The sequence below is a fragment of the Sulfitobacter sp. HI0129 genome, assembly GCF_001635395.1.
Classification (GTDB): Bacteria; Pseudomonadota; Alphaproteobacteria; order Rhodobacterales; family Rhodobacteraceae; genus Sulfitobacter.
This window is the reverse complement of record NZ_LWGH01000068.1, coordinates 1-17,025: the sequence shown is the minus strand read 5'-3', so window position 1 is coordinate 17,025 and position 17,025 is coordinate 1. Positions and strand designations below refer to the sequence as shown.

Below are 17,025 nucleotides of genomic sequence, written 5' to 3'. Positions count from 1 at the left end.
GACGCAGCCGACCGCGGGGTTGGGCCAGACCTGCCCCTGCCCCCGTCCGCCCAGCGTCAGCGCCGTGGCCATGAAGCGGGCGTCGTTCACTCTTCGGGCGGGGCGTTCGGGCGAAGCTCCTGCACGAACTTGTCGAAATCGTCGGCGGCCTGGAAATTCTTGTAGACGCTGGCAAAGCGGACATAGGCCACCGTGTCGATCCGGGCCAGGGCCTCCATCACGATCTCGCCGATCTGCTTGGAGTTGATGTCGGTCTCGCCCATGCTTTCCAGCCGCCGCACGATGCCGCTGATCATCTGATCGATCCGCTCGGGATCGATGGGGCGCTTCTGCATGGAAATGCGGATGGACCGTTCCAGTTTGTCGCGGTCGAAATCCTCCCGCTTGCCGGAGGATTTGATCACCACCAGATCGCGGAGCTGCACCCGTTCATAGGTGGTGAAGCGACCGCCACAGGCGGGACAGAACCGGCGCCGCCGGATAGAAACGTGATCTTCGGCGGGGCGACTGTCCTTGACCTGGGTGTCGATGTTTCCGCAAAACGGGCAGCGCATCGCCTGTCCCCCTTCTCTGTCTTGATCGAAATCTGCCTCTGTTGTGGGGCGTAGCGCCCACTTGCCTACACTTATAGGCCAACACCGAAGTTTTGGGTAGTACTCAAATGCTTCGCTAGATGTAGGCGCCGGACCTCAAGCCCGTCTGGGGCGTTGGGCCCCGACTGAATTGAAAGGAAAGACCATGGCAAAGACGTTGTTCATCACGGGCGCCTCCAGCGGCATCGGTGCCGCCACCGCCCGCGCGGCGGCCAAGGCGGGCTGGAACGTGGGCCTTTTTGCGCGCAGCGGCGACAAGCTGCGCGATCTTGCGGAAGACATCGGCGATGCCGCGCTGGTGCTGGAAGGCGACGCCACCGACCGGCAGGCGCAGGCCGACGCCATCGCGCAGCTGGTAGAAAGATACGGCCAGCTCGATGCCGCCTTCGCCAATGCCGGGCGCGGCACGCAGCCCGCAGGCACCGAAAAGGGCGATCCGGAGGATTGGCGGGCGATGGTCGACCTCAACATCATGGGCGCGCTCTATACCGCCCATGCCGCCATTCCCCATCTGCGCAAGACCACGGGCCAATACGTGGTCACGGGCTCCGCCGCGGGGCGTCGGCACATCAAGGGCTCGATCTACAGCGCGACGAAATGGTTCATTCACGGTTTCGCCGGCAACCTCGCCGACGAGATGGCCGAATGGGGCGGGCGCTGCATGGTCGTCTCCCCCGGTATGGTCGACACGGGCTTTTTCGACGAACCCAAGCCCGACAAGTTGCAGCCCGATGACGTGGCCCAAGCGGTGATGCACGCGCTTGAGGCGCCCGCCCATGCCGCCATCCGCGAAATCCACCTGATGCCGGTGGATTGACGCGCCCCTAGCGGTCCGCGCTGAAGTGGGCCGCGACCCGGCGGGTGTGGGGCGCGCTGCGGTGCTCAAAGAGGTATATCCCCTGCCATGTGCCCAGAAGCATCCGCCCGCCCTGCACCGGAATGGCAAGCGAAACGGGCATCATCGCCGCCTTGATATGGGCCGGCATATCGTCCGGCCCCTCGGCGATGTGGCGCAGATAGGACATCGACGCATCGTCGGAGGGCGGCACCAGCCGGTCGAAATAGGCCCTCAGGTCGCGCTGCACATCCGGGTCCGCGTTCTCCTGTATCAGGAGCGAGGCAGAGGTGTGGCGCAGGAACAGCGTGAGCAGCCCGTCCCCCGCCCCGCCCAGCCAGCGGGCGGGCTGCGGCGTGAATTCATAAAGCCCGGCGCCCCGGGTCGCGATTTCGAATGTGGTTTGCATGCCGCCAATGTCGCCCGAACGCGCGGGCGCCGCAATCCTTCGGGCAGGTTCGCCCGCGGTTAAAGATCGTCGATGTCAAATAGCTCTTCGGTACAGAGCTGATAGGATTGCGCGACGGAGCGTTTCTGCCCGACCTCCCGCATCGACAGCGAATAGGAGGAGCGCGGCGGCCGGTCCAGCGTGTCCGGGTCCAGCGTGAACAGAACCGCCGTGCGGCCCGGCACGGTCCGCGACGGGCCGCGCGCGCCCTTGAGGTAAAGCTGCGCCCGCACCGGAACGCCGATGCGGTTGCGCGCGTAATCCCCGGCGGCGCACCACATGCCCCGCGCGCCTTCGCCGTAGTCCTCCAGCACCTCGAAACTGCTTGCCGTAACCGGCACGACGATCAGCCAGTTGACCGCCCGATAGGCGGGCTGCTGGGTGGCGGCCTGCAGCGGCAGGCTGGCCAGAACGGCGGCGAAAATGACGGCGCGGCGCATGGCGGTTTCCTTTGGATGGGGGAACACAACATAGCCCGCCCCGGGGCAGAGGCAAAACGGCCGCCCGGTTCCCCGTGGCGGCCGCTGCAAGGTCAGTCCCGGCGGGCCGGGATCACTGGTCGAGGAAGGAGCGCAGCTTGCGCGACCGGCTGGGGTGCTTCAGCTTGCGCAGCGCCTTCGCCTCGATCTGGCGGATACGTTCGCGCGTCACGCTGAACTGCTGGCCCACCTCTTCGAGCGTGTGATCGGTGTTCATGCCGATGCCGAAGCGCATCCGCAGCACGCGTTCCTCACGCGGGGTGAGGCTGGCGAGAACCCGTGTCGTGGTTTCCTTCAGGTTTTCCTGAATGGCGCTGTCCAGCGGCAGAACCGCGTTCTTGTCCTCGATGAAATCGCCAAGCTGGCTGTCTTCCTCGTCGCCGATGGGCGTTTCGAGAGAGATAGGCTCCTTGGCGATCTTCATCACCTTGCGAACCTTTTCCAGCGGCATCTGCAGCTTTTCGGCCAGTTCCTCGGGCGTGGGTTCGCGGCCGATCTCATGCAGCATCTGGCGGCCCGTGCGGACCAGCTTGTTGATCGTCTCGATCATATGCACGGGGATACGGATGGTCCGCGCCTGATCCGCGATCGACCGGGTGATCGCCTGCCGGATCCACCATGTCGCATAGGTGGAGAACTTGTAGCCGCGGCGATACTCGAACTTGTCAACCGCCTTCATCAGGCCGATGTTACCTTCCTGAATCAAATCAAGGAATTGCAACCCGCGGTTCGTGTACTTCTTGGCGATGGAAATCACGAGCCGCAGGTTCGCCTCGACCATTTCCTTCTTGGCCTGACGGGCCTCCTTCTCGCCCTTCTGGACCTGTTGCACGATGCGGCGGAATTCCGAGATGTCGAGCCCGACATACTGACCGACCTGCGCCATGTCGGTGCGCAACTCGTCCACCTTGTCGGAGGAGCGTTCGATGAACATCTGCCAGCCCCGGCCCGACTTCTCGGCCATCCGCTCCATCCAGTTGGGATCAAGCTCGTAGCCGCGGTATTCGTCGACGAATTCCTTGCGGTTGATGCGGGCCTGATCGGCCAGCTTCACCATGGCGCTGTCGATCTGCATGATCCGGCGGTTGATGCCGTAAAGCTGGTCGATCAACGCTTCGATACGGTTGTTGTGCAGGTGAAGCTCGTTCACCAGCAGCACGATCTCCGACCGCAGCTTCTGGTACGTGTCCTCATCGGTCTGCGAAAAGGTGCCGTCTTCGTTCAGCGTGGCCGAAATACGGCTGTCCTGCATCTCGCTCAGCTTGGCGTAATCGTCCGCGATGATGTCCAGCGCCTCGAGAACCTGCGGCTTCAGGGCGGCTTCCATGGCCGCAAGGCTCATGTTGGCCTGTTCGTCCTCGTCGTCGTCATCCTCGGTGGAGATCGGGTTGCCGTCGGCGTCGAGCTCGGCCTTGTCCTCCGAAGGCTTGCTTTCCGCCGTGGCGCCGGGGGCGACAACGGGGGCGCTTTCCTCTTCGTCGCCCAGCTGGTTGCCGAAGGTCGCCTCCAGATCGATCACATCGCGCAGCAGGATGTCCTCTGACAGCAGTTCGTCGCGCCAGATGGTGATGGCCTGAAAGGTCAGCGGGCTTTCGCACAGACCCGCGATCATGGTGTTGCGCCCGGCCTCGATCCGCTTGGCGATGGCGATCTCGCCCTCCCGGCTCAGCAGTTCGACGCTGCCCATCTCGCGCAGGTACATGCGCACCGGGTCATCCGTCCGGTCGAGCTTTTCGGTCGTGCCCGAGGAAAGCGCGACTTCCTTGTTGCTGTCGGTCGTCGTCAGCTCGGTGGAACCCTTCTGTTCCTCCTCCTCGGCCTCTTCATCCTCGATGATGTTGATGCCCATTTCGGACAGCATCGACATCACGTCCTCGATCTGTTCGGAGCTCACCTGATCGGGCGGCAGCACCGTGTTGAGCTGATCGTAGGTGATATATCCCTTTTCCCGGGCCTCGCCGATCATCTTCTTGACGGCGGCCTGGCTCATGTCGAGGGAGTGGCCCGCTTCACCGTCGTCGGTCTTGGCGTCTTCATTGGCATCTTTGGCAGCCATCTCGTCCTCCTTCAGCGCGCAGGCGCGAATCACATGTGGGGTGATTCGAATTTCCGAATCATGGGGGGTGCCGGGTGATTCTTAAACCCGGTCCCCTTAATTTTATTTAACCGCTTGGGCCAAAAGGTCACGCTGTGCAAACGTTGATTTGATCAACTCTCGCCCGACTTGGAAAAGCGGATCGTTCCCAGAAGCGCATCGAGCGCGTTTCGCTCGTCCCGGCTGATGCGCGCACCGTTGTCTCCGATGTCGTATTCGGCCTTGTCCTCCTGCCCGGCACGCACCGCGCGGTCCGCGGCCCGGGCAGCTTCGCTCAGCCGCCATGTCACCCCCTCGTCCGCCGTGCCGGTCAGATCCTCGGCCGCTTCCTCGATCTCGGCATCGAGCCCGCGCATCGCTTCGAGCTTGGCCAGTTCCTCGGCCACCGTCAGCCGGGCGCGTTCGGTATCCCCGGGTGTGCGGATGCAGGGTGTGATCGCGACATGGCGCTGCGCCAGCAGATTTTCAAGGGCGTCCTCGCCCAGTGCACCGGCAATCCGCTCCGCCAGAAGCGCCTCGCCGGCGTGGCCATGGCGCAGGATCAGATCGCGCAGCCGGGCATGGTCGGGGTCCTGACAGCGCATCGCCTCGATCCCCGGCTCGAATTCCTCGGCGAGTTCGGGGCAGCGCGCCAGCACCGCAAGGATCACGGCCTCGCGCAGATGCGCGCCGCTGTCGGGCCGCGTCGCGGTCACCAGCGCAGAGGTCTTGGTGCTGGGCATCGGCGCCACCGGCCCCGCAGGCATGCCCCGGCCGCCGGGGCGACCGGGGGCAAAGGCGCGCTTGCCCCCCGCCCCCTGCCCCTTCCGGGCGGGACGGAACAACTGCCAGCGCAGGTCCTTGATCTCCTGCCCGTAGTGGCTGCGGATCGACGGGTCGCGGATCGTCTTGATCGCATCGCGCAGGCTCTTGTCGAGCGCGGCCTTCCGTTCGGGGCTGTCGAAACTGCGGCCCTCGGTCTCGCGCCGCCACAAAAGCTGGACCATGGGCAGGGCGGCATCGACCAGCTTCTGCACCGCGGCGGCACCTTCGGCGCGCAACAGGTCATCGGGGTCCTTGCCCTCGGGCATCACGGCAAAGCGCAGGCTCTGGCCGGCCTCCAGCAGCGGCAGCGCCAGATCGATCACCCGCATCGCGGCACGCTGGCCCGCCGCGTCCCCATCCAGCATCAGCACCGGCTCCGGGGCGATCCGCCAGAGCAATTGCAGCTGCGTCTCGGTAATCGCCGTGCCCAGCGGCGCCACCGCCGCGCCAAAGCCCGCCTCCGACAGGGCGATCACATCCATGTAGCCCTCGGCCACCAGCAACGTCCTGCCCTGCCCCGCCGCCGTGCGCGCGGCGCGCATGTTGTAAAGGCTGCGCCCCTTGTCGAAAAGCTCGGTCTCCGGCGAGTTGAGGTATTTCGCCTTGTCGTCCGGGTCCATCGCGCGCCCGCCAAAGGCGATGGCCCGGCCCCTGCCGTCGCGGATCGGATAGATGATGCGGTTGCGGAACGTGTCATAGGGCCGCCCGCCCTTGGACGACGGCTTCGCCAGCCCCGCACCTAGGATCAGGTCCTCCGCCACGCCCTTGCCCGTCAGATGATCCCACAGCCCCTGCCAGGCATCCGGCGCGAAGCCCAGCTCCCAGCGTTCCTGTGCCGCCCGCGGCAGCCCGCGCCCTTCGAGATAGCGCCGCGCCTCCGCCGCCGCTCCGGTCTGAAGCTGCAGCCGATACCAGCGCACCGCCTGTTCCATGACCTCGGCCAGCAGATCGCGCCGGTCGGCCTTCGCCTGCGCACGCGGGTCCTGTTTCGGCACTTCCATCCCCGCCTCCCGCGCGAGGATCTCGATGGCCTCCATGAAACCAACGTTCTCGGTCTCCCGCACGAAGGAGATCGCATCGCCCTTGGCATGGCAGCCAAAGCAATAATAAAATCCCTTGCGGTCATCTACATGAAAAGAGGCGCTTTTTTCCTGATGAAACGGGCACGGCGCCCACATGTCGCCCTTGCCCTGGTTGGATTTGCGCATGTCCCACGACACCTTGCGCCCCACCACCTGCGACAGGCTGGAACGCTCACGCAACTCGTCGAGAAATCCGGGGGGCAGGCTCATGCGGCGATCATACCGGCGCAGGGTCCACAGAGTCCAGCGACGGCGGTGGACCTTCACCCTTTCATAAATACTCGCCGGGGGTCCGGGGGTGGCAAACCCCCGGTTGCGCCAGAGCGGCAGGCAGAGCAAGGGGTGCGGGCCTCACGCCCGGGTCGCCACCACCTCCATCGCCTGCTTCAGATCATGCACCAGCGTTGTGGCCATGGACCGGAAGGCCAGCAGCAGGAACCGGTCGGCCCCGATCCGGGTGATCGACACCGGCATGTGCTGCAAGAGGCTGCGCGCGCTGTGCCCCATCTTGAAAGCCGGCCGCCGCAGGTCCACCGGGATAAGCCGCGCCAACACGTCCTCCGCCCCCGGGCCCGACAGGATCACGCTGGCCCAGCCGTCGGTCACATCCGTCACGGCGCCCTTTTCCGACAATGCGGCATCCGGCGCGGGGCCCGCCAGCAGCACCTCGCGGTGTCCGAACCACAGGCATCGGTTGCCCTCCTTGCCCGTGGCGCGCCCCGGCCTGGGCCAGTCCAGCCCATGGGCCTGCGACAGGGCGGCGGCCAGCGCCCCCTCCCGCCCAAGTTCCGACAGCACGGTCAGATGCCCCGGATCGGTTTCCTCCAGCCTCGCGCTGCCAATCTCCAAGGGCAGCAGATCACCGCAGGGGGTTCTGGATTTCAGGTTAGCCACGTGTGCGCCCCCCTTCCGGATCGACGAAAACGGGGGAGCAGATTTCGACCTCCGCCTCCAGTTCGCGTAGATGATCGACCATCCTCAGCACCTCGCCCATCCGCTCCGGCCCCCCTTTGACGAACCCCAGCCCGATGAAGCTGCCCACATCGGGCGAGAAGGCGACCGAGGTGATATAGCCCTGATCGTTCTCGCGCACCGCTTCGGCCTCCCGCTCGAAAAGATGCGCGCCCGCGGTCAACTGCTTCACCGCCCCGACCGGGCGCAAGCCCACCAGCCGCTCGCGCTCCTCGTCCTGCAGGCCGGGCCGCTCAGCCATCGTCTTGCCGATGCAATCCTTCTTGTCGGAGACCATGCGCTCCATGCCGATGTCAAAGGCGGTGGTGCGGCCATGAATTTCCGAATGGGTGATATGCCCCTTCTCGATCCGCAACACGTTGAGCGCCTCCATCCCGTAGGCCCCGCCGCCCAGCGCCTCGGCGCGCGACACCAGCTCACGGAACAGGCTCGCGCCATAGCGCGCGGGCACCGCAATCTCATAGGCATGTTCGCCCGAAAAGCTGATGCGAAAAAGCCGCCCCGCGGCACCCATCACCTCCACCTCACCGCAGGCCATGAAGGGCCAGCCCGCATCGTCGATCTCCTCCTTCATGAGGTCATTGACCAGTTTGCGCGATTCCGGCCCCGCCACGGCGAACTGCGCCCAATGCTCGGTGACAGAGGTAAAGGCGACGGCCCATTCGGGATGCAGGCACTGGGTCACGAATTCGAGGTGCCGCATCACCGCGCCCGCCGCGGCGGTGGTGGTGGTCATCACGTAATGCGTCTCGCCCAGCCGCGCGCAGGTGCCGTCGTCCAGGACATGCCCGTCCTCGCGCAGCATCAGCCCATAGCGCACGCGCCCCACCTTCAGCGTGCTGAAGACGTTGGTATAGACGAAATCCAGCAGCTTGGCCGCATCCGGTCCCTTGATGTCGATCTTGCCCAAGGTGGAGACATCGCAGACCCCCACGGCGTTACGCACGAAGCCCACCTCCCGGTCGCAGGACTGGCGCCATGTCGTCTCGCCGCTGCGCGGAAAGAAGCTCGGACGATACCACAACCCCGCCTCGATCATCGGCGCGCCCATGCGGCGGCTCTGGGCGTGGCTGGTGGTGAACCGTTCGGGCGCAAAGCCCTTTCCCTGCGCGCCCGCGCCCATCGCGGCGATGGAGACCGGCACATAGGGCGGGCGGAAGGTGGTGATCCCCGTCTCCGCGATGCCCCGCCCGGTGGCGTCCGCCAGCACCGCCAATGCCGCGACGTTGGAGTTCTTGCCCTGATCCGTCGCCATGCCCTGCGTGGTGTAGCGCTTCATATGCTCGACGGAACGGAAGTTCTCCTCCGCCGCCTGCTTGATGTCCTTCACGCTCACGTCGTTCTGAAAATCGAGCCACGCCCGGCCCCGCCCCGCCACGGCCCAAAGCGGCGACAACGCGTAGTCGGCGTCCTCCGCCTCCGGCACCGACAGGCCCGCGCCCTTCTTGCCCAGAGCCTCCAGCGCCTCCGCCGCGGCCTCGGCCCCGGCGCCCAGACAGGCCCGGGTGGAAAAGACGCCGTTGCAGGCCCCGGCGGCCCTCAGCCCCGGCACCGCCCCGGCATCGGGCACAAAGGCCTGAATGTCAGGCTGCCAGACGGGGCGCCCGTTCAGATGACAGGTCAGATGCACCGTCGGGTTCCAGCCGCCCGACACGGCGAGGCAGTCGGTCTGGATGGTCTGCATCCCGCTGGCCGACTGCAGGGTGATGCTCTCCAACTCCTTGCGGCCCGCCGAATTGCACACCTGCGCGCCGCGATAGACCGGAAAGGGCGCATCGGGCAATGCAATGTCGGGTCGGGCATCGATCAGCGCCGCCACATGCACCCCCGCCGCCGCCAGATCATGTGCCGTGCGATGGGCATCGTCGTTGTTGCCGAAGACGGTGACGCGCCGGCCCGGGCTGACCCCCCACCGGTTGAGGTAACTGCGCACCGCCCCGGCCATCATGATGCCCGGGCGGTCGTTGTTGCGAAAGGCGATGGGCCGCTCCAGCCCGCCCGCGGCCAGCACCGCCCGGCGTGCAACGATGCGCCAGAAACATTCCAGCGGCGCGGTCTCGGGCCGGTCGCCGCGATGCAGGTTCACCCGCTCCAGCGCGCCATAGGTGCCGCCGTCGTAGACCCCGGTCACGGTGGTGCGGGTCATCACGCGCACGTTGTCCATGGACCGCAGGCGCGCCACGACCTCCGCCGCCCATTCATGGCCCGGCTTTCCGTCCACTTCCACCGTTTCGGCATTGAGCCGCCCGCCGGGCAGGAAATCCTCATCGGCGAGGATCACATCTGCCCCCGCCTCCGCCGCTGTCAGCGCCGCCATCAACCCCGTGGGGCCCGCGCCGATGACCAGCAGGTCGCAAAAGGCAAAGGCGCGTTCATAGCGGTCGGGGTTATGCGCGCCGCTCAGCGCGCCCAGGCCAGCGGCCCGGCGGATCGCAGGTTCATAAACCGCTTCCCAGAACCGCCGGGGCCACATGAAGGTCTTGTAATAGAACCCGGCCCCGAGGAACGGCGCGGCAAGATCGTTGACCGCCAGCACATCGAAACCGAGCGAGGGCCAGGCGTTCTGCGACCGCGCCTCCAGCCCGGAATAGGCCTCCTGCACCGTGGCGCGCACATTGGGCGTGCGCCCGGCGCCGCGCCCGGTGGTGATCAACGCATTGGGCTCCTCGCTCCCGGCGGTCAGCACGCCGCGCGGGCGATGATACTTGAAGGACCGTCCCATCAGGCGCACGCCGCTGGCCAGCAGGGCCGAGGCGACGGTATCGCCCTCGAACCCCTCGTAGCGGTTGCCGTCAAAGCGAAAACTCACCGGGCGCGACCGGTCGATCCGCCCCTTGCCGGAAATCCTCATCGGGCACCCTCCGCCACGTCGCTGGCCCGGGTCACCTCGAAAATCTCATGGGTCGCTGTATCGCGCGTCACCACCAACCAGACGCCGCAGCCGCCATCATGCTGCCACAGGTCGCGCGTGCGCCCCGCCGGGTTCTCGCGCAGGTGCAGATAGGCGTCCCAGACCTCCGCCCCGGCGTCGGGCGCGGGCCGCTCCAGCGCCACCGCCGCACCCTGATAATAGAACTCGCGCCGGTCGCGCGTGCCGCAATTCGGACAATCGATCCTCATGCCCTCTCCCTCCTGAAGCGGACGCAGACCGCCCCTTCACCCTTTCGCAAATACTCCCGCCGGAGGCTCCGGCGAATGCGCCGATCAATGCAGGTTGTGCTGGGCACCCGTCCCCTCCTCGTCCATCAGGCCGCGCCCGGTGCGGAACCGGTCCAGCCGGAACCGCTCGGCCGAAGCATGGGGCCGCCCGGTCGCCATCAGATGCGCCAGCGCAAAGCCCGATCCGGGCACCGCCTTGAACCCGCCATAGCACCAGCCGCAATCGACAAAGAGCCCCTCGGTCTCCGTCCTGTCGATGATGGGCGAGCCGTCGGGCGTCATGTCCATGATGCCGCCCCAGGACCGCAGGACCTTGGCCTTGCCGATCATCGGCATCAGCGTCATGCCCGCCTCCATCACATGTTCGGCCATGGGCAGGTTGCCGCGCTGCGCGTAGGAGGCGTAGAAATCCAGATCCCCGCCGAAGACCAGCCCGCCCTTGTCCGACTGGCTGATATAGAAATGCCCCATGCCGAAGCTCACCACGTGATCGATGCAGGGTTTCAGCCCCTCGGTCACGAAGGCCTGCAACACATGGCTTTCGATGGGCAGGCGCATGCCCGCCATCGCCGCCACCTGACCGGAACGTCCGGCGGTGACGATGGCCACCTTCTTCGCGCGAATGGCCCCGCGCGTGGTCTGGACCCCGCGCACCGCGCCGTTCTCGATGTCGATGCCGGTGACCTCGCAGCGCTGGATCAGATCGACGCCCAGCCGGTCGGCCCCCCGGGCATAGCCCCATGCCACGGCATCGTGGCGCGCGGTGCCGCCGCGCGGATGCAGCAGCCCGCCGTAGACGGGAAAGCGCACATTGTCGAAATCGAGATAGGGCAGATAGCGGCGCACCCCCTCGCGGTCGAGCAGCACCGCGTCGTCGCCCTGATTGATCATCGCGTTGCCCCGGCGCGCGAAGGCGTCGCGCTGCCCGTCGGAGTGGAAGAGGTTGATCAGGCCGCGCTGGCTGTGCATCACGTTGTAGTTCAATTCCTCCTCCAGCCCCTCCCAGAGCTTGAGCGAATGGGAATAGAACTGCGAATTGCCTTCGAGGAAGTAGTTGGCCCGCACGATCGTCGTGTTGCGCCCGACGTTGCCGCCGCCCAGATAGCCCTTTTCCAGCACCGCGACATTGGTCAGCCCGTGTTCGCGGGCAAGGTAATAGGCGGTGGACAACCCGTGGCCGCCGCCGCCGATGATGATCGCGTCATACTGAGCCTTGGGTTCGGCATCGCGCCAATGGGGCGCCCAGCCCTTGTTGCCTGTCAGCCCCTCGCGCAGAACGCGCAAACCGGAAAACCGCATCTTATGCCCTCGTCATCGCCTCGCCCCTGAAAGGCTAGCTTCCCCGTCCAGCGGTATCAATGCGGCACCGCTCAGACAGGCCGGTTTCCGACAGGCTTCGTCGTTTCCGCATTGTTTTCGCTCGCAGACGCCGGGCCGTGCCGACCGAGAGCGCACCGGCTGAGGGAGCCGGCGGATGCCTCCGGCGGGGATTTGAACCATCTGGAAGGAGGGGGCGGCGCGCCAACGGCACCGCCCGCCCCTGTCAGAGCCCCTTGGCGCGGTAGCTTGCCGCGACCTTGCCGATCGATACGAGGTAGGCGGCGGTGCGCAGATCATCCACATCGTCCCGCCCGTGCCAGACATCGGCCATGGAGGTATAGGAGGTGCGCATGGTGTCATCGAGACCCGAGCGCACCAGTTCCAGCTCCCCCGCGCCACGTAGGTATCTTTCCTTGAAGTCCGGGCTCAGGGTCCAGCCCAGCCCCTTGTCGGCGCTCAGCCGTTCCAGTTCGTCCACCACCAGCCGGTGGCGCGATTCCTCGGCCCGGCGCTGCATCCGGCCAAAGCGGATGTGGCTCAGGTTCTTGACCCATTCGAAATAGGAAACGGTCACGCCGCCGGCGTTGGCATACATGTCCGGCACGATGACCGTGCCCTTCTTGCGCAGCACCTCGTCAGCACCCGCCGTGACGGGGCCGTTCGCGGCCTCGATGATCAGGGGGGCCTGGATGCGTTTCGCGTTGCCCATGTTGATCACCCCTTCGAGCGCTGCGGGGATCAGGATGTCGCATTCCGTTTCCAGCAGCTTCGCCCCGTCGGGTTCGCAGGTCACGCCGGGGAAGCCCTTCACGGTGCCGTGCTTCTGGATCCACTGGTGCACCGCCTCCACCTTCAGGCCATCGGGATCGTGCAGCGCGCCGTCCCGTTCGATGATGGTGGTGATGATGCAGCCGTCTTCCTCGCTGAGGAACTTGGCGGCGTGATACCCCACGTTGCCCAAGCCCTGCACCACCACGCGTTTGCCCTCCAGCGTCCCGGTAAGGCCCGCCTTCTCCATGCCCTTCTCGTCGTTGAAGAAGGCGTGTAGCGCGTATTGCACCCCGCGCCCCGTCGCCTCCGTCCGGCCCTGGATACCGCCCGCGTTGATGGGCTTGCCGGTCACGCAGGCCACGCCGTTGATGTCGGTGGTGTTCATGCGTTTGTACTGATCCGCGATCCAGGCCATCTCGCGCTCGCCGGTGCCCATGTCGGGGGCGGGCACGTTCTGGGCCGGGTTGATCATGTCGCGCTTGATCAGCTCGTAGGCGAAGCGCCGGGTGATGAGTTCAAGCTCGTGTTCCTCGTATTCGCGCGGATCGATGCAGAGCCCGCCCTTGGAGCCGCCGAAGGGCGCCTCCACCAGCGCGCATTTATAGGTCATCAGCGCCGCCAGCGCCTCCACCTCGTTCTGGTTCACGTTGAGCGAATAGCGGATCCCGCCCTTGACCGGTTCCATATGTTCGGAATGGACCGAGCGGTAGCCCGTGAAGGTCTGGATGCGGCCGCGCAGGCGCACGCCGAAACGCACGGTATAGGTCGCGTTGCAGACGCGGATCTTCTCTTCGAGACCCGGGGCGAGGTCCATCAGCGCGACGGCCCGGTTGAACATGATGTCGACACTGTCGCGGAAACTCGGCTCGTTGGTGGAATCCATCTGTTTCTCCTGTTGGTTCGTCTTGCCGGTGTGCAGCCACGCTGCGACTCGTGCCGGCGCTTTCTGGCCCCAGCCTAAGCGCAGCGGAGACATTGCGCGACCGTAAAGCGCCCGGCGCGTGCCCCGGGCCCTTGCGGCCCGATTTCGCCCCGTTTGCCACAGCGTGTTTGATTCACTGTTTCCTAACGGGAAACGATGTCGCGCTTTTCTCTGTTTCGTTGCCTCTTTACGCCGCACTCCCGTCCGGCACCGCCTTGGTGACGCCCCACTAACGCCAAGATTGGAGAGCATACCCAAGCAAGGTTAATCCCGCGAATCCGCCCCGGCATCCCGTGCCGGGATCGAGAGGTGAACGATGATCGCAGACAGAATGTCCGCCCCACCGGCCCCGCCCCACCGGCGCGCGGCCCGCTTGCGCCGCTTCGCGGCGGCAGAGGAGGGCACCGTAACGATTTTTGCCTGTTTCATGATCCTGATGATGCTCATGGTGGGGGGGATCGGCGTCGATCTGATGCGCCACGAAATGGAACGCACCCGGATACAGGCGGTATCGGACCGCGCCGTTCTGGCCGCTGCCGACCTCGACCAGACCCGCGACGCCAAAGATGTGGTCTATGATTATTTCGCCAAGAGCGGCATGGCCGGATATGTGGCCAATGTCACCGTCGATCAGGGCCTCAACTACAAGACCGTGACCGTGGATGCCACGACCAGCATGAACACCCAGTTCATGGATGACCTCGGAGTGCCGAAGCTCACCATTCCGGCCATCGCCGCGGCGGAGGAGAAGGTCAACAAGGTCGAGATTTCGCTCGTGCTCGACATTTCCGGCTCCATGCGCAGCAACGGCAAGATGGCCAACCTGCGCGACGCCGCCGGGGTGTTCATCGACACGGTGATCAAGAAGGGCAACGAGGATCTCATATCGATCAACGTGGTGCCCTATACGGCGCAGGTGAACGCGGGCCAGCCGATCTTCGACCAGCTCAACATCGTCGACAAACACGCCTATTCCTACTGCGTGGATTTCGAAACGGCGGACTTCGACGAGACCACGATCAGCACGACGAAGAGCTACGAGCACATGCAGCACTTCGATGCGGGCTATTACTGGAACGGCAGGGACGACCGGCAGGACACGATCGACAACCCCGGCTGCCCCAAGCGATCCTACGAAAAGATCACCGCCTTTTCGCAGAATGCCACCGCGCTCAAAGGCCAGATCGACCAGTTCCAGCCGCGTGCCAACACCTCCATCCATATCGGTATGAAATGGGGCGTGGCGATGCTGGACCCGTCCTTCCGCCCGATCAACTCCACGCTTGCCAGCGCGGGCCAGAGCGATCCGGTCTTCGCCAACCGTCCCGCCGCCTATGGCGACAGCGATACGCTGAAAACCGTCGTGCTGATGACCGACGGCCAGAACGTGCATACCATGCGGATCAACAACAACTACTACCAGACCGACAGGCGCCACCATGAACATTGGAGCAAGTACCCGCTGAACTGGTATCTGCGGAACTACGTGCGGTCCGAAGACCATCCGAAGTGGCGCTATTACAAATACTACTCGTGGCAGGCCGATGCGATGCTCGACTCGATCTGCAACGCGGCCAAGGCCAACCGGATCGTGATCTGGTCCATCGGGTTCGAGGTCAATGACCGGGGCGCCGACGTGATGCGCAGCTGCGCCTCTTCGCCCAGCCATTTCTTCCGCGTCGAAGGGGTTGAGATCAAGGACGCCTTTTCCGCCATCGCCCGGCAGATCAACCAGCTGAGGCTGACCCTATGACGCGTATCATGCCCCGATGGCTCCGGCGGTTCGGCCGGGACGAGGAAGGCGGCGTGTTGCTGCTGGAATTCGTGATCTTCGTGCCGCTGCTCTTCACCGCCTTCCTGATGTCGGTGGAAATGGGGCTCTACTCCGTCCGGCACATGTTCCTTGACCGGGGGCTCGACATGACGGTGCGCTACGTGCGGCTCAACACCAACGTTCCGTTCAAGCATGACGATCTGAAACGGATGATCTGCACCTATTCCGGCTTTCTCGACGATTGCGAGACGACCCTGCGGCTGGAAATGGCGACGCTCGATCCGCGCAACTTCGCGGCCTTCGACGCGACGCCCGACTGTGTCGACACCTCCAAGCCGGTGGAGCCGGTGCGCGGGTTCACCGTGGGGCTGGAACACCAGATGATGATCCTGCGCGCCTGCGTAAAATTCCGCCCCGTCTTTCCCAGCAGCGGCCTGGGCTACGAGCTGGAAAAGGACGGGTCGGGCCGGGCGCGCATGACCTCCATCGCCGCCTTCGTGCAGGAGCCGAACTGATGCAGCACCGTTATCCCATTGCCGCCCGCGCGGCCCGTGCCCTGCGCCGCTTTGCAAGGGGTGAGGACGGCACCATCGCCATCGAGGCGATGATCATCCTGCCGGTGATGTTCTGGGCCTTCCTCGCCATGTTCTCGATCTTTCACACGTTTCATCAGTACAGTGTGAACCAGAAGGCGGCCTATACCATCGGCGATGCGATCTCTCGTGAAACCGTGCCGATTGACGACGCCTATCTCAACGGGACCCATTCGCTGCTGGCCTATCTGACGGCGCCTTCGGGCGGCACCTCGTTGCGGGTCAGTTCGCTGTGGTTCGACGCGGCGAGCAACAAGTTCTTCACTGACTGGTCGCAGACCCGGGGCGGGCCGCAGCCGCTGACGGACGCGATGGTCGCCAACTGGCATTCCGTCCTGCCCGTGATGCCCGACAAGGAACGCGTGATCGTGGTGGAGACCTGGAACATATACGATCCGCCCTTCAAGACCGGGCTGGAACAGCGCAAGATCCACAATCGCGTCTTCACCCGCCCGCGCTATGCCCCGCAGGTGCTGTGGAACCCCGGCAGCGGTGCCTGAGGCCGGGGGTTCCCCGCGGGGAACCCAAGCCATTGATTAACAAAGGTTTTTCAAATATTACCGCGGCGTCCGCTGCAGCGCCCCCGCGGGCAACGCGCTGAAAAGGGTCCGGGCAGCGGTATTCAGCGCCCGAGCGGGGGCAGATCGCCCCGGCGTTCGGCCATGAGGGCGGCGATCACTTCCGACATGAACTTGGTCTGGTTGCCGGGGGTCATCCCGCCGATGCCGATGCGGCGGCCCATGCGCCACCACAGGCCCGGGCGCCAGCTGCGCGGCCCGGCGGCGGCGGAGGTTTTCAGCAGGAAGCCGTTGGAGGGTTTGAAGGCGAAAAAGCCCCGGTCAAGCCCGATGATGTCTTCGGTGCGGGCGATCACCGTCCCGTCGCCGTCGCGCAGTTCGGTGGGTGTCAGCTCCACCCGGCTGGCGGTGGAGCGGCGCATCGCCTCGGCGGAGGCGATGGCGGCGATACCCAGCGCGAGCAGAAAGAGCTGCCAGCCAAAGGCGGGCGGGCGCGCGAGGGCCACGTAGATCACCATGAGACCCAGCATCAGCAGCGAGCCCAGCCCCAGAAAGCGCCGCCCCGGGGAAGCGGAAGCGGTGGCGAGCACCTCGTCGGGATCGAACTGGGACATCTGTGCCTCCCTCAAACTGCGCATCCCCTATCCCCTGCCGGGGCGC

The 17,025-nt window shown here is 65.5% G+C and carries 15 protein-coding genes; 4 read left to right on the top strand and 11 right to left on the bottom strand.

Going from position 1 to position 17,025, the window contains the following annotated elements:
• Window positions 1–86 precede the first annotated feature (86 nt).
• Window positions 87–554 carry a transcriptional regulator NrdR gene (nrdR, locus tag A3764_RS00745; protein ID WP_067928822.1) on the bottom strand — a complete coding sequence of 156 codons (468 nt, stop codon included), beginning with the start codon at window positions 552–554 and terminating at the stop codon, window positions 87–89.
• Window positions 555–738: 184 nt separating this feature from the next.
• Here nrdR and A3764_RS00740 point away from each other — a divergent pair, with 184 nt between their 5' ends.
• Window positions 739–1,410 carry an SDR family oxidoreductase gene (locus A3764_RS00740; protein ID WP_067928820.1) on the top strand — a complete coding sequence of 224 codons (672 nt, stop codon included), beginning with the start codon at window positions 739–741 and terminating at the stop codon, window positions 1,408–1,410.
• Between the two features lie 7 nt (window positions 1,411–1,417).
• Here A3764_RS00740 and A3764_RS00735 read toward each other — a convergent pair whose 3' ends face one another.
• The 9 genes from A3764_RS00735 to A3764_RS00695 all read right to left on the bottom strand — a co-directional run bounded on the left by A3764_RS00735 (window position 1,418) and on the right by A3764_RS00695 (window position 13,441).
• A complete protein-coding gene (locus A3764_RS00735) occupies window positions 1,418–1,837 on the bottom strand; it encodes a secondary thiamine-phosphate synthase enzyme YjbQ (RefSeq protein ID WP_067928817.1) in 420 nt (139 codons plus the stop codon).
• A gap of 59 nt (window positions 1,838–1,896) precedes the next feature.
• Entirely contained in the window at window positions 1,897–2,316 is a 420-nt protein-coding gene (locus tag A3764_RS00730; protein WP_067928815.1) for a hypothetical protein, read from the bottom strand.
• Window positions 2,317–2,428: 112 nt separating this feature from the next.
• Window positions 2,429–4,411: an RNA polymerase sigma factor RpoD gene (gene rpoD, locus A3764_RS00725; protein WP_067928813.1), complete on the bottom strand. Its 1,983-nt coding sequence runs from the start codon at window positions 4,409–4,411 to the stop codon at window positions 2,429–2,431.
• Between the two features lie 152 nt (window positions 4,412–4,563).
• The gene (gene dnaG / locus A3764_RS00720) at window positions 4,564–6,546 is read right to left on the bottom strand and encodes a DNA primase (protein WP_067928810.1); all 1,983 of its coding nucleotides are present in this window, start codon (window positions 6,544–6,546) and stop codon (window positions 4,564–4,566) included.
• Window positions 6,547–6,687: 141 nt separating this feature from the next.
• A complete protein-coding gene (locus A3764_RS00715; protein WP_067928807.1) occupies window positions 6,688–7,230 on the bottom strand; it encodes a sarcosine oxidase subunit gamma in 543 nt (180 codons plus the stop codon).
• Window positions 7,223–10,159 (bottom strand): sarcosine oxidase subunit alpha family protein, encoded by a 2,937-nt coding sequence (locus A3764_RS00710; RefSeq protein WP_067928805.1) that lies wholly within the window; start codon window positions 10,157–10,159, stop codon window positions 7,223–7,225. Before A3764_RS00710 ends, A3764_RS00715 begins: the two co-directional genes overlap by 8 nt.
• Entirely contained in the window at window positions 10,156–10,428 is a 273-nt protein-coding gene (locus tag A3764_RS00705; protein WP_067928802.1) for a sarcosine oxidase subunit delta, read from the bottom strand. Before A3764_RS00705 ends, A3764_RS00710 begins: the two co-directional genes overlap by 4 nt.
• Before the next feature lie 84 nt (window positions 10,429–10,512).
• On the bottom strand, window positions 10,513–11,766 hold the full coding sequence (locus tag A3764_RS00700) for a sarcosine oxidase subunit beta family protein (RefSeq protein WP_067928800.1): 1,254 nt from the start codon (window positions 11,764–11,766) through the stop codon (window positions 10,513–10,515).
• 244 nt (window positions 11,767–12,010) lie between these two features.
• The gene (locus A3764_RS00695) at window positions 12,011–13,441 is read right to left on the bottom strand and encodes a Glu/Leu/Phe/Val family dehydrogenase (protein ID WP_067928798.1); all 1,431 of its coding nucleotides are present in this window, start codon (window positions 13,439–13,441) and stop codon (window positions 12,011–12,013) included.
• A gap of 355 nt (window positions 13,442–13,796) precedes the next feature.
• Between A3764_RS00695 and A3764_RS00690 the strand changes: the two genes are divergently transcribed.
• From A3764_RS00690 to A3764_RS00680, 3 genes are read left to right on the top strand one after another with little or no spacing between them, the layout of a single operon-like run.
• On the top strand, window positions 13,797–15,233 hold the full coding sequence (locus A3764_RS00690) for a pilus assembly protein TadG-related protein (RefSeq protein WP_236627977.1): 1,437 nt from the start codon (window positions 13,797–13,799) through the stop codon (window positions 15,231–15,233).
• Between the two features lie 8 nt (window positions 15,234–15,241).
• Window positions 15,242–15,769, top strand: a complete 528-nt coding sequence (locus A3764_RS00685; protein WP_236627976.1) for a TadE/TadG family type IV pilus assembly protein — start codon at window positions 15,242–15,244, stop codon at window positions 15,767–15,769.
• Window positions 15,769–16,347, top strand: a complete 579-nt coding sequence (locus tag A3764_RS00680) for a TadE/TadG family type IV pilus assembly protein (protein WP_067923217.1) — start codon at window positions 15,769–15,771, stop codon at window positions 16,345–16,347. The genes A3764_RS00685 and A3764_RS00680 overlap by 1 nt, the downstream gene beginning before the upstream one ends.
• 122 nt (window positions 16,348–16,469) lie before the next feature.
• On the opposite strand, the gene A3764_RS00675 is transcribed toward A3764_RS00680, so the two are convergent.
• On the bottom strand, window positions 16,470–16,979 hold the full coding sequence (locus A3764_RS00675; RefSeq protein WP_067923213.1) for a hypothetical protein: 510 nt from the start codon (window positions 16,977–16,979) through the stop codon (window positions 16,470–16,472).
• Window positions 16,980–17,025 lie beyond the last annotated feature (46 nt).

Coding starts and splice junctions, on each gene's coding strand:
- nrdR (WP_067928822.1), bottom strand. CDS start 554: ATGCGCTGCCCGTTTTGCGGAAACATCGACACCCAGGTCAAGGACAGT.
- A3764_RS00740 (WP_067928820.1), top strand. CDS start 739: ATGGCAAAGACGTTGTTCATCACGGGCGCCTCCAGCGGCATCGGTGCC.
- A3764_RS00735 (WP_067928817.1), bottom strand. CDS start 1,837: ATGCAAACCACATTCGAAATCGCGACCCGGGGCGCCGGGCTTTATGAA.
- A3764_RS00730 (WP_067928815.1), bottom strand. CDS start 2,316: ATGCGCCGCGCCGTCATTTTCGCCGCCGTTCTGGCCAGCCTGCCGCTG.
- rpoD (WP_067928813.1), bottom strand. CDS start 4,411: ATGGCTGCCAAAGATGCCAATGAAGACGCCAAGACCGACGACGGTGAA.
- dnaG (WP_067928810.1), bottom strand. CDS start 6,546: ATGAGCCTGCCCCCCGGATTTCTCGACGAGTTGCGTGAGCGTTCCAGC.
- A3764_RS00710 (WP_067928805.1), bottom strand. CDS start 10,159: ATGAGGATTTCCGGCAAGGGGCGGATCGACCGGTCGCGCCCGGTGAGT.
- A3764_RS00705 (WP_067928802.1), bottom strand. CDS start 10,428: ATGAGGATCGATTGTCCGAATTGCGGCACGCGCGACCGGCGCGAGTTC.
- A3764_RS00700 (WP_067928800.1), bottom strand. CDS start 11,766: ATGCGGTTTTCCGGTTTGCGCGTTCTGCGCGAGGGGCTGACAGGCAAC.
- A3764_RS00695 (WP_067928798.1), bottom strand. CDS start 13,441: ATGGATTCCACCAACGAGCCGAGTTTCCGCGACAGTGTCGACATCATG.
- A3764_RS00690 (WP_236627977.1), top strand. CDS start 13,797: ATGATCGCAGACAGAATGTCCGCCCCACCGGCCCCGCCCCACCGGCGC.
- A3764_RS00685 (WP_236627976.1), top strand. CDS start 15,242: ATGCCCCGATGGCTCCGGCGGTTCGGCCGGGACGAGGAAGGCGGCGTG.
- A3764_RS00680 (WP_067923217.1), top strand. CDS start 15,769: ATGCAGCACCGTTATCCCATTGCCGCCCGCGCGGCCCGTGCCCTGCGC.
- A3764_RS00675 (WP_067923213.1), bottom strand. CDS start 16,979: ATGTCCCAGTTCGATCCCGACGAGGTGCTCGCCACCGCTTCCGCTTCC.